The following is a 12,174-nucleotide window of genomic DNA, read 5'->3' on the forward strand; positions in this document are numbered from 1 at the left end:
TGGCACACCTGCATCATCGGGCCAACTGACCTGCGGTGACACGAAGTCAGCGCTGCGAATGTTTCGATGATCTCAACGATTCATGCGAGAGGTATTGACGGGGCTCTCCGGCTCCTTAGCATCCAGAATGCGCGACAAGCCGGTCTATGTTCGACATCTCGTATACAGAGCAACCGCTCCACGCGAACCGAGCAGGGCACCTCCGGACAACTCCAACCACCAACGGCTGGGCCACGTAAGGGGAATGCCGCATGCAGATGTCATGGACTCATCAAGCTCAGTCCCGTCGCCGCGCACTGGCGGCCGCCACCGGCCTGGTCGCCGGTGCCCTGCTTCCTCCGACAGCGGCCCTCAGCACCGCCTCCGCCCAAGGTCCGGCCCTGGCGACCGCGGCGGATTTCACGAACCCGGTGATCTGGCAGGACTTCGCGGACATCGACGTCATCCGCGTCGGTGACACCTTCTACGCCTCGGCCTCGACCATGCACTACTCACCGGGCGCACCCGTCCTGCGCTCGTACGACCTGGTCAACTGGGAGATCGCCGGCCACTCGGTGCCCGTGCTCGACTTCGGCGCCAAGTACGACCTGAACGGTGCCCGCGGCTATGTCAGAGGGATCTGGGCGTCGTCGCTGGCCTACCGGCCGAGCAACAGGACGTTCTACTGGCTCGGCCAGATCGATTTCGCCAGGTCGTACGTCTACACGGCCACCGCCGCCGAAGGGCCGTGGAGCAGGCTTACGACGATCAGCACCCCGTACTTCGACGCGGGGCTGCTCGTCGACAGCGACGACACCCTGTACGTGGCTTACGGGAACACCACCATCAACGTGGCCCAGCTCTCGCCCGACGGCCGCAACCAGGTCCGCACGCAGCAGGTGTTCACGACACCGTCGAACGTGGGCACCCTGGAGGGCGCCCGCTTCTACAAGATCAACGGGCAGTACTACATCTTCCTGACCCGCCCCGCGAACGGGCAGTACATCCTGAAGTCGTCGAGCGGCCCCTTCGGCCCGTACACAATGCGGCAGGTCCTGCTCGACCTGCGCGGGCCGATCCCCGGCGGTGGTGTCCCCCACCAGGGCGGGCTGGTACAGACGCAGAGCGGTGCCTGGTACTACCTGGCCTTCGTGGACGCGTACCCCGGTGGCCGGATGCCCGCCCTGGCGCCGATCACCTGGACCTCGGACGGCTGGCCCGTCGTGCAACTCGTCAACGGCGCATGGGGCACCTCGTATCCCAGCCCGGCCGTGCCCCCTCCGCCCCGCCAGGTCACCCCCATGACCGGCGTCGACACCTTCGACGGCACGACCCTCAAACCGAGGTGGGAGTGGAACCACAACCCGGACAGCACCAAGTGGTCGGTGAACAACGGCCTGACCCTGCGGACCGCGACCGTCACCAACGACCTGTACTGGGCCCGCAACACCCTCACCCACCGCATCCAGGGCCCCACCTCCACCGCCACGGTCCAGCTCGACCACTCCGCGATGCGGGACGGCGACCGGGCCGGGCTCGCGCTGCTGCGTGACTCGTCCGCCTGGATCGGCCTCAAGCGCGACGGCGGCACGACGCGGCTGGTGATGGTCAACGGGCTGACCATGGACGGCAATTGGAACACCACCGGCACCGGCACCGAGGTCGCGAGCGCGCACGTCTCAGGCGGCCGGATCTGGCTGCGCGCGGGCGCGGACATCCGACCCGGCGCGGCACGCCCAGGCACCTTCTCCTACAGCACCGACGGCACCACGTTCACCCGCCTCGGGCCCGCCTTCTCCATGGGCAACGACTGGCGGTTCTTCATGGGCTACCGATTCGCCCTCTTCAACCACGCCACGCAGGCGCTCGGCGGCGTGGTCCGCGTCACGCGGTTCGAGCTGTCCACGCCTTGAACGATCGGAGGGATCGCACACCCAACCCCCCACCCAACCGTACGAGGAGAACCATGAACCCGCTGAAACGACTCGGCCGTCGCCGAGCCTCGGTGTTAGCCCTCCTGGCGGCGGTCACCCTGGTGACGCCCGAGACCGCGACCGGCGCACCCGACGACGTCAAGGCCTCCACGCTAGGCGCCCAAGCCGCCCAGTCCGGACGCTACTTCGGCACCGCCGTGGCCGCCGGACGGCTCGGCGACGGGACGTATACCTCGATCCTGGACCGCGAGTTCAACTCGGTCACGGCCGAGAACGAGATGAAGTGGGACGCGACCGAGCCGTCCCGCGGCTCGTTCAACTTCGGCCCCGCCGACCAGATCGCCAACCGCGCGCAGGCCCGCGGTCAGCGCCTGCGCGGCCACACCCTGGTGTGGCACTCCCAACTGCCCGGCTGGGTCAGCTCCATCAGGGACGCGAACACCCTGCGCGGCGTGATGAACAACCACATCACCACCGTGATGAACCGCTACAAGGGCAAGATCCACTCCTGGGACGTGGTCAACGAGGCCTTCGCGGACGGCGGCAGCGGTCAGCTGCGCGGCTCCGTCTTCCGCGACGTGCTGGGCAACGGCTTCCTCGAGGAGGCGTTCCGCACCGCGCGGTCCGCCGATCCGGCGGCCAAGCTCTGCTACAACGACTACAACATCGAGGACTGGAACGCCGCGAAGACGCAGGGCGTCTACCGCATGGTCCGCGACTTCAAGTCCCGCGGCGTGCCCATCGACTGCGTCGGCCTTCAGGCCCACTTCGGCACCGGCGGCCCGCCCGCCAGTTTCCAGACCACGCTGTCGAACTTCGCCGCCCTCGGCGTGGACGTCCAGATCACCGAACTGGACATCGCACAGGCACCACCGACCGCGTACGCGAACACGGTCAGGGCCTGCATGAACGTCACGCGCTGCACCGGCATCACGGTCTGGGGCATCCGCGACAGCGACTCCTGGCGGGCCTCGGAGAACCCTCTGCTGTTCGACCGCAACGGCAACAAGAAGCCGGCGTACAACGCGACCCTGACGACGCTGGGCGGCACGCCCGCCACCAGGCGCAGCGCCCCCGACGCCGCCGCCCTGCCCGGCAGTTACACGCGGGCGGCGACAACAACCTCCTCCCGTGGCGGCTCGGCCTCCTGACCCAGACCAACTCGACCTGCTGACCGACTGGGCCGTGGGGGGCCCTTCCGATGGGAGCGCTCCCCACGCTCACCGCCGATCATCCGACGCATCCCTGTCAGAAAACCGAGGTACCGTCATGCGCCGCAGACTGCTCTCCCTGGTGGCAGCGCTCGCCTCGCTGCCGCTGGCGCTTGCCGCCGCACCGTCCGCGCACGCGGCCGACCCGACGACCATGACCAACGGGTTCTACGTGGACCCCGACTCCAGCGCGAAGCGATGGGTCGCCGCCAACCCCGGTGACGGCCGGGCGCCCGCGATCAACGCCTCCATCGCCAACACTCCGACAGCCCGCTGGTTCGGCTCCTGGAGCGGCACCATCGGCACCGCCACCGGCGCGTACGCGGGCGCCGCGGACGCCCAGGACAAGCTGCCCATCCTTGTCGCCTACAACATCTACAACCGCGACTACTGCGGCGGGCACTCCTCGGGCGGAGCCTCCTCCCCCTCCGCGTACATGAACTGGATCGCCCAGTTCGCGGGCGGAATCGCGGGCCGCCCGGCCCTCGTCGTCCTCGAACCGGACTCCCTCGGGGACTACGGCTGCATGAACCAGGCCCAGATCGACGAACGCGAGGCCATGCTCACCGGCGCTCTCGCCGAGTTCAACCGCCAGACTCCCAACACCTGGGTCTATCTCGACGCCGGCAACCCGGCCTGGGCGAGCGCGGCGACCATGGCCCGGCGCCTCCACGAAGCCGGCCTCCCACAGGCCCACGGCTTCTCGCTCAACGTCTCCAACTACCTGACCACCGCCGAGAACACCGCGTATGGCAACGCCGTCAACAGTGAACTGAGGGCCCGGTACGGCTACACCAAGCCGTTCGTCGTGGACACCAGCCGCAACGGCAACGGCTCCAACGGCCAGTGGTGCAACCCCGCAGGCCGCCGTATCGGCACCCCCACCCAGCTGGGCGGAGGCGCTGAGATGCTCCTGTGGATCAAGGTCCCGGGTGAGTCCGACGGCAACTGCGGCACCGGAACCGGCTCCTCGGCCGGACAGTTCCTCCCCGAGGTCGCCTACAAGATGATCTACGGCTACTGATCCAGGACCACTCCGGCGTAGTTCCGGTACCAGGTCAGGGGCCAGAGCCTTCCCCCAGCGCTTCGTAGAGCGAGGAGAGGCACTGGCCCCGCACCCGGCGGTCAGACGCACCGGCCGGGGCGCCGTGGAGCGGAAGCGGACCTAGTCTGGAAGGTGCGGCTGGAAACCAGCCCTGACGGGCACGGCTGTCCGGACGGAGGCGTGGCGCGTGGAGATGGCCGGCAGACAAGACGCGCCCACTGCCGTTGTCGTGGTGGGCCCGGACGGCATGGTGAGCGGCTGGAGCGAGGGAGGGCGGCTGCTGCTCGGCTGGACGGCGGAGGACACCGTCGGCCGCCCCGTGACCGACCTGCTGGTCGATCCCCCGCCACCCGGCTTCCCCGAGGGCTACGGCGCCGGACCCGACCCCACGGGGTTCATCCTGCTGCGCCACCGGGACGGTTCCACGGTGGATGCCGTGGTGACGGCTCACCCGCTGTTCGGCCCCGACGGGCGGGCGCTGGGCCATGCGGTGACCGTCCAGCGCTGGGGACGCCGCCCGGTGATCGCCGACCGGGCCTTCGAGCAGTGCCCCTTCGCTCTGGGCGTCTACGACCCTGATCTGCGGTTTCTGTGGATCAACGCCTCCTCGGGACGGGTGATCGCGCACTCCGAGGAGCAAGTGCTCGGTAGGAAGTACCGCGAGCTGTTTCCCGAATTCGACCGCGAGATGTTTCCTGAAAGGGACGACAAGCCCTACACCGACCAGCTCGCCGAAGTGGCGAGGACGGGCAAGCCCGCGCGTCTCATGACCGTCTTCCGCCCGCTCGGCAGTAACTACGCCAACGCCTGGGCCACCAGCTTCTGGCCCGTCCGAGATGCCGAGGGCAGGGTCCGCGCGGTCGCCAACTGGGGATTCGACATGAGCGCCGAGTACTGGGCTCGGCAGCGCCTGCTCCTGCTCAACGAGGCCACCCGTGGCATCGGCCGGACACTCGACGTGATCGGCACCGCCCAGGAACTGGCCAGGACCCCTGTGCCGGGATTCGTCGACCTCGTCAGCGTGGATCTCTTCGACGAGGTGCTGCGCGGAGAGGAACCGCCCTCCGCATCCGCGTTCACCCCCGGCGAGACCATCGCGCTCAGGCGTGCCGCCGAGCACAGCGCGAAAGAGGACAAGGAGGACACCGACCGGGCTCCCGGGCCCACGATGCCGGTCAGCCACTCCCCCGGTTCCGTCGCAGCCCGCTGCCTGGCCACCGGCAGCTCCATGGTTGAGCTCGCCGCTGAGCCCGGCGAGGGCGGCGAATGGGCCTTCGGGCCCGGGCTCGCCGCCGACCCGGCCCACTGGCCGCCGGGCAACCCGTTGATCGACGAGTCCCTCGCCGCGGAGGGGCTGACCGGCCGGATCACCGTGCCGCTCCGGGCCCGCGGCGCGCTGCTCGGCGTCGTCGCGTTCTCCCGCAGCGACCGGCCCGAGGCCTTCACCGCCGACGACCTGATCCTCGCCGAAGAGCTGACCGCCAAGGCGGCCGTCGCCATCGACAACGCCCGCCGGTACTCGCGCGAGCGCACGACCGCGCTGACCCTGCAACGCAGTCTGCTGCTGCAGCAGTTGCCGAGCCAGGAGGCGGTCGAGGTGGCATCCCGCTACCTGCCCGCCGGGACCGGCGCGGAAGTGGGTGGTGACTGGTTCGACGTCATTCCGCTCTCCGGTGCCCGGGTCGCCCTGGTCGTCGGCGATGTCGTAGGCCATGGCCTGCACGCCGCGGCGAGCATGGGCCGGCTGCGCACGGCGGTCCGTACGCTCGCCGACGTGGACCTGCCGCCGGACGAGTTGCTGACCCACCTGGACGACCTGGTCATCCACCTCGCCAGCGACCTCCAGCCCGCCGGCCGCTTCCAGCCGACCGGCGAGTTCGGGGCCACCTGCCTGTACACCGTCTACGACCCGGTCTCCCGCCGCTTCACACTGGCGAGCGCAGGTCATCCGCTGCCGCTGATCATCTCCCCGGACGGCACCAGGACCCCAGTGGACGCACAGCCGGGACCACCGCTCGGCATCGGTGGACTGCCTTTCGAGGCTACGGAGCTCGAGTTGCCCGAGGGCAGCCTGCTCGCCCTCTACACCGACGGGCTGGTGGAGAGCCGCGAGCGCGATGTCGACCAGAGGATCGCCGAACTGCTGCGAGTCCTGAACCATTCGGCCACCTCACTGGACGGCCTCTGCGACACGGTGATGGACGCCCTGCTTCCCGAACGCCGCACCGACGACGCCGCCCTGCTGCTCGCTCGCACTCACGCGCTCGATCCCCAGCATGTCGCCGACTGGGACGTCGTACCCGACCCCTCACAGGTGCCGCTCGCCAGGAAGTTCACCCTCGACCAGCTGGAGGCCTGGGGACTTGAGGAGGCGTCGTTCGTCACCGAACTGGTCGTCAGCGAGCTGGTCACCAACGCCATCAGATACGGCGAGCCTCCGATCAAACTGCGGCTGATTCGCGACAGTTCTCTGATCTGCGAGGTCGCCGACGCCAGCAGCACCGCACCGCACCTACGCCGGGCGCGCGCCTTCGACGAGGGCGGCCGGGGCCTGCTGCTCGTCGCCCAGCTCACCCAGGGGTGGGGTACCCGGCACACCACCGAAGGCAAGACGATCTGGTGCGCACAGACTCTCACCGAGCCCGAGCAACGCTGAGATCCGAGCATGAACGGCCCTTCGGCCGCGCCCAGTTGCTGAGAGGCTCGGCCACTTCCCAGGCGTGCCGCTGGCCGAGCCATGCGTCATCACGCCCCGGCAGCCCCGATGAACTCGCGCACGGCGCTGCGCGGGTCTCCCGAGCGGACCAGTGCCTCGCCGACCAGTACCACGTCGGCGCCCCAACCGCGGTACTCCGCGACGTCCTTCGGGCCCGTCACTCCTGATTCCGCGACCCTGACCGTGCCTTCGGGGATGCCCGTCACGAGGTCGGCGAACACGGTGCGATCCACGTCCAGCGTGGTCAGGTCCCGCGCGTTGATTCCGAGCAGCTCGGCTCCTGCAGCGACAGCGCGCCGCACTTCGTCGGCCGTGTGCGCCTCAACAAGCGGCGTGAGACCCAACTCCTTGCACAGCCCCATCAGATCCGCGAGTTGGCCGTCGTCCAGCGACACGACCATGAGAAGTGCGAGATCGGCGCCGTGTGCGCGAGCTTCCCACAGCTGGTAGGGGTCGACGATGAAATCCTTGCGCAGGACGGGCACGTCGACCCGGGCACGTACGGCGTCCAGATCGGCGAGGGAGCCCCCGAAGCGCCTGCTCTCGGTGAGCACGCTGATCGCGGCGGCACCGCCGGCCGCGTACTGCGCGGCGAGGGACGCAGGGTCGGGGATGTCCGCCAGCGCGCCCTTGCTGGGGCTCTTTCGCTTCACCTCGGCGATGATGGACACCCCGGGCGCGCGGAAAGCAGGCAGGGGATCAAGCGCCGGTGCCGCGTCTGCCACCCGGGAGCGCAGCTCCGCCAACGGCGTCGCACGCTTACGTTGTTCCAGGTCTTCGCGAACTCCCGCGAGGATCCCATCGAGAACGGTCATTACCCTCTCCCTGCCGAATCGTCTGACGCCCCGGACGTCCCACGGCTTGCGTGACGCCGTCCATCACCCACGTCCAAGGCGTCCTCAGAACGCAGGTAGTTGGGATCGATCATGGCGAGAGTATCGGCCTGGCCTCGGGGCGCGGGAATCGGACCTCTCGTGGATACGCGACTCCGCGGTTCCGTCATGGCATGCCCAAGCGCTGGCGGTAGGACGGGAGAGGGCCGGCGTTCGCCAGGACGGCGGCGCAGGCGGGGTTGGCGGCGCAGGCCGAACCGGGATTGCGGGGAGGCAGCAGGGTGTTGTCGGTGAAGGTGAGGCGGTGCGGGTCTCCGCACCCCTCCTCCGGGTTCTGCTCGTCGGCCGGTGGCCACGCTCCGGGGAACTCCCGTCGTTCGAGCCATTCGGGCACGGCGTCGTCCCAGAAGTTGCCGCGGTAGCGCACGTTCTGGACGGGGCGGTTGCCCCATTCCTCGCTGCAGCCGCCGATGGAGGCGACGTAGTCGTAGACCGTGTTGCGGTCCACGGTGACCCAGTTGGTGCTGTCGTCGGTGTAGATCCCGACGTTCCAGTCGCCGTACTTGCTGTCGGTGACCGCGTTGCCGCTGATGACGGCTCCATCGGCGAAGGAGCTGCCCTGTTCGCCGCGCAGGTAGATGCCGCCTCCGTCCTCGAGGAGCCGGTTCGTCGCGAAGACGCGGTTGTCGAGGATGCGGTTGTTGCGCATGATGCCCCGCAGGTCGTCGCTGGGCCCGGAGAGGATGCCGGTGTAGGGCACGTCGTTGACCTGGTTGTGCGCGATGGTGGTCTCCTGGGTCGCGGTGTCCCAGATGCCGGAGGCCGCGTGGTATTCCGCGCCGATGTGGTGGATCCAGTTGTTGGTGATCCGGTTGCCGCGGTTGGTCCCCTTCTGGTCGGGCGGGACCACCCCCATCAGGATGCCGCCGTCGGAGACGTCGTTGATGACGTTGCCGTCGACGACGTTGTACGAGCTGTTCTCGGACAACTCCAGCGCCTGGGCGCCGAGATGGGTGAATCGGTTGCCCTCGAAGGTGATCCGCTCGGCGGTGCGGAAGGCGACCGTGCCGGGCACCGTGAGCAGCCTCGCGTCTTCGCCCTTCCCGGGCCGCAGGTACATGCTCCACGCGGCGGGAAACCCGGCGGGTTCGCTGGGCGCCAGCCAGGTGGCGTACGCGAACGTCAGGCCGCGGAAGCTGATGTCGTGGAGGGGGCGGCCGGGCCGGCCGGTGCCGGTGACCAGGTTCTCCAGGACCGGGGCGACCACCCTGGCCTGGCGCATGTCCTCCCCGGGCCGGGGGAAGTAGAGCACCTCGTGGTGTCCGGGCCGGGAGCGGTCGAGATACCAGCTGCCGGGCTTGGGGGCGAAGCTGGGTGAGTTCTCCACGCTGTTCGGCGCTTCGAGCAACTCCCGTCCCTCGTACATCTCTTGGGCCAGATCCCAGCACGGCTGGTCCATGGTGATGGTGGTCCGGCGGGCGCTGCCGGAGACCCCCGCGACTCCGCAGCGGCCCTCGACATAGCCGGATCGGTAGACGAACTCGATGTCGCCGGGGTTCCGCCAGGTTCGGGGGACGGCACTGGTGGTGACGTAACCGGTCCTGGTTGCCATCAGCGTGCCCGGGAAGCCCGTACCCACGCGCGTGAGCCGCGTGGCGCGCCGGTCCTCTACGTAGAGCTGGCGGGTCTCGAGCCCGCCCACGTCGGCGCGCCAGGCTCCCCTGAGCCATCGGTCCGGCCGCCACTCGGAGAGCTGACGGCCGCCACTGATCGTCACCCGCTCCTGTCGCGATGTCCCGTGGCCGTACGCCTGGTAGATCACCCGGTGGCCGCCCCGGCCGGAGTCCCCCGCGGCCTCCGACAGGCGCAGCGGCGCCTTCAGGTGGTACGTCCCGCCGCGCAGGTTCACCACCAGGTCCGACGCCATCCGCGGCGCCCGGGCGCGTACGGCCTGTTGCGCGCGTGCCGGTGTGGCGAAGGGTCGGTCCAGGGTGCCGGGCCAGGAGTCCTTGCCCCAGGGAGCGACGTACAGCTGCGTGGGAGCCGCCGTCGGGGCCGGGAAGGCCGACGCCGGAGACGGTACGGCCGCCACCGCGAGCCCGATCGCCACCGCCGCCTGCGTCACGACGCATGCCCTTGTCCGCGTACGGAAGATCGCCATGCCGCCTCCTCGATGAACGGAGTTCCACCCTGAGGGCAGCACGAGATGGTGCGCAGTCGTCCTGAGGTAGCGGCATCATCGACCAAAGTCGGAATCGTCGGCCCCTTGGTCGGCGAAACCGCACTGGACGTGGCGGAGGGGCGGCCTACCGGAGGGTCGCGTATTCGGTCGCGACCTGTGCGCCGAGGCGGGCGTTGTTCTTGACCAGGGCGATGTTGGTCCGCAGGCTCTCGCCATTAGTGAGTTCGACGATGCGGCCCAGCAGGTACGGCGTGGCCTCCTTGCCCGAGATACCGGCCTTCTCCATCTCGGCGACGGCCTGTTCGATGATGCCGTCGATCTGGGACGCCGGGATTTCGTCGTCCTCGGGGACGGGGTTGGCGATGCTGACGCCGCCGGAGATGCCCAGGTCCCAGCGGGCGTGCATGACGGCGGCGATCTCGCGTGCCGAATCGACTCGCATGGGGGAAGGGAAGCCGCTGCTGCGCGAGAAGAAGGCGGGGAATTCGTCGGTGCCGTAACCGAGTACGGGCACGCCCAGGGTTTCCAGCGTCTCCAGGGTGAGCCCGATGTCGAGGATGCTCTTCACGCCGGCGCTGATGACCGCGACGTTGGTGGCGGCGAGTTCCGTAAGGTCCGCGCTGACGTCGAAGGTCACCGGTGCGCCGCGGTGGACTCCTCCGATGCCGCCGGTCACGAAGACACTGATCCCGGCCAGGGCCGCGAGCCGCATGGTGCCGGCGACGGTGGTCGCGCCATGCCCTCCGCGTGCCATCACGTAGGCCAGGTCGCGCACGCTGGCCTTGGTCACGTCCGTGCTGGTCGCGAGCAGTTCCAGATCTGCCGGGGTCAGACCGATGCAGGGCCGTCCGTGCAGGACGGCGATGGTCGCCGGGACCGCTCCGCCGGCGCGGATGATCTCCTCGACCTGGGTGGCCATCTCCACGTTCTGCGGATACGGCATGCCATGGCTGATGATCGTGGATTCGAGGGCGACGACCGGGCGACCGTCGTGCAGCGCCTCGCGAACCTCTTCGGTCAGGGTCAGCCTGGGGTGCGGGACGGTCATGTCTGGCTCCAACTCGGGTCGTTGAGGGTGTCCTCGATGAGTCGCGGGGTCAGGTCCGGGCGCACCGTGGCCGCGCTGGCGACCGTCAGCGCCGCGGCGGCGTGGCCGTAGCGGGCCGCGTCGACCGGCTCGCTGCCCGCCAGCAGGGCGTGTACGAAGGCGCCGAGCATGGCGTCGCCGGCGCCCGTGACATCGCGTACGTCGGCGGGCGGCGCGGGGAGGAACGTATGGCCGTCATCGGCGGTGCTCAGCAGACTGCCGCGCTCACCGAGCCGTATCCAGGCGTGCCGCACGCCCCGCTCGTGCAGGATGGCGGCAGCCGCGATCACGTCCTTCTCCTCGGTGCCGACGGGCCGGCCGATGATCGCCTCGAGCTCCTCCAGGTTCGGAGTGAGGGCGAAGATCGGACGCTCCCGGGCGATCAGCGGAGCAAGGAGTGCGGCCTTGGGTGCGCTCACCGGGTCGATCACGGTCGGGACATCGGCGGGGTGGGCGATGTCCAGCGCGTATGTCAGCACGTCGGCCGGGAGATTGCCGTCGAGCACCAGCAGGCTCGCGTTCGCGATGAGCTCCCGCGCCTGCTGGAGGTCCTGGGGCGTGAGGGCGTCCGTGGCCGCCATGTCCGAGATGGCCACCACCATGTCCCCGTCGGCATCGAGCACCGCGGTGTAGGTGCCGGTCGGATGCGTGCTGCGGTGCACATGGTCCACCCGCACGCCCGCTGCCTGGGTGTCACCGAGCAGCCGCCCGCCCGCCGCGTCGCGTCCGACCGCCGCGATGAGGTGGGTCGGGGTGCCCAGCCGCGCCAGGTTCTCCGCGACATTGCGTCCGACCCCGCCCGCGGTGGTGTTCGACCGGCCGGGATTGCTCGTGCGGTGCTGGACGGGCGCGAGGCTACGGACCTTAATGTCGATGTTCGCGCCGCCGACGACCACCACCGCGTTCTCCTGACGCAGGATGTATCCGCGCCCCAGGATCGCGCCCTTCTTGCCCAGGTTGGACAGGTGCACGTTCACTGCGGAGCGCGTGGTCCCGATCGCGTCCGCGATCGCCTGCGGCCCGGCGAGCGGATCGCGGCGCAGAAGCGCGATGATCTCGCGTTCGCGTTGGGTCAACATCACACTAAGAAACCTAAAGCGCCTTTACTTGACTAAGCAAGCCCTGCAGGAAACGCGTGCGCATCTCCGCATACGACGCTCATGCCGGACGCCCGCCTCCGATGGCAT

The 12,174-nt window shown here is 69.4% G+C and carries 7 protein-coding genes and 1 pseudogene; 4 read left to right on the top strand and 4 right to left on the bottom strand.

Going from position 1 to position 12,174, the window contains the following annotated elements; translation table 11 throughout:
• Positions 1-251 precede the first annotated feature (251 nt).
• The 4 genes and pseudogenes from ACQEVY_RS02920 (at position 252) to ACQEVY_RS02935 (ending at position 6,825) form a co-directional block, all read left to right on the top strand.
• Positions 252-1,892: a family 43 glycosylhydrolase gene (locus ACQEVY_RS02920; RefSeq protein WP_432944462.1), complete on the top strand. Its 1,641-nt coding sequence runs from the start codon at positions 252-254 to the stop codon at positions 1,890-1,892.
• Between the two features lie 53 nt (positions 1,893-1,945).
• Positions 1,946-3,016 (top strand): annotated as a pseudogene (locus ACQEVY_RS02925) (endo-1,4-beta-xylanase); the annotation flags it as partial.
• A gap of 166 nt (positions 3,017-3,182) precedes the next feature.
• Complete coding sequence (locus ACQEVY_RS02930) at positions 3,183-4,148, top strand: glycoside hydrolase family 6 protein (RefSeq protein ID WP_432944464.1); 966 nt, start codon at positions 3,183-3,185, stop codon at positions 4,146-4,148.
• A gap of 214 nt (positions 4,149-4,362) precedes the next feature.
• Positions 4,363-6,825 carry a SpoIIE family protein phosphatase gene (locus tag ACQEVY_RS02935; protein ID WP_432944466.1) on the top strand — a complete coding sequence of 821 codons (2,463 nt, stop codon included), beginning with the start codon at positions 4,363-4,365 and terminating at the stop codon, positions 6,823-6,825.
• 89 nt (positions 6,826-6,914) lie between these two features.
• Here ACQEVY_RS02935 and trpC read toward each other — a convergent pair whose 3' ends face one another.
• The 4 genes from trpC to ACQEVY_RS02955 form a co-directional block, all read right to left on the bottom strand.
• Positions 6,915-7,700, bottom strand: a complete 786-nt coding sequence (gene trpC / locus ACQEVY_RS02940) for an indole-3-glycerol phosphate synthase TrpC (protein WP_432944468.1) — start codon at positions 7,698-7,700, stop codon at positions 6,915-6,917.
• A gap of 184 nt (positions 7,701-7,884) precedes the next feature.
• Entirely contained in the window at positions 7,885-9,879 is a 1,995-nt protein-coding gene (locus tag ACQEVY_RS02945) for a right-handed parallel beta-helix repeat-containing protein (protein ID WP_432944470.1), read from the bottom strand.
• Positions 9,880-10,024: 145 nt separating this feature from the next.
• Positions 10,025-10,948 carry a pseudouridine-5'-phosphate glycosidase gene (locus ACQEVY_RS02950; protein WP_432944472.1) on the bottom strand — a complete coding sequence of 308 codons (924 nt, stop codon included), beginning with the start codon at positions 10,946-10,948 and terminating at the stop codon, positions 10,025-10,027.
• Positions 10,945-12,066 (bottom strand): PfkB family carbohydrate kinase, encoded by a 1,122-nt coding sequence (locus ACQEVY_RS02955; RefSeq protein ID WP_432955040.1) that lies wholly within the window; start codon positions 12,064-12,066, stop codon positions 10,945-10,947. Before ACQEVY_RS02955 ends, ACQEVY_RS02950 begins: the two co-directional genes overlap by 4 nt.
• Positions 12,067-12,174: the final 108 nt, after the last annotated feature.

Origin of the sequence: Streptomyces sp. CA-288835 (assembly GCF_050936385.1) — a bacterium.
In the GTDB taxonomy this organism is placed as follows: Bacteria; Actinomycetota; Actinomycetes; order Streptomycetales; family Streptomycetaceae; genus Streptomyces.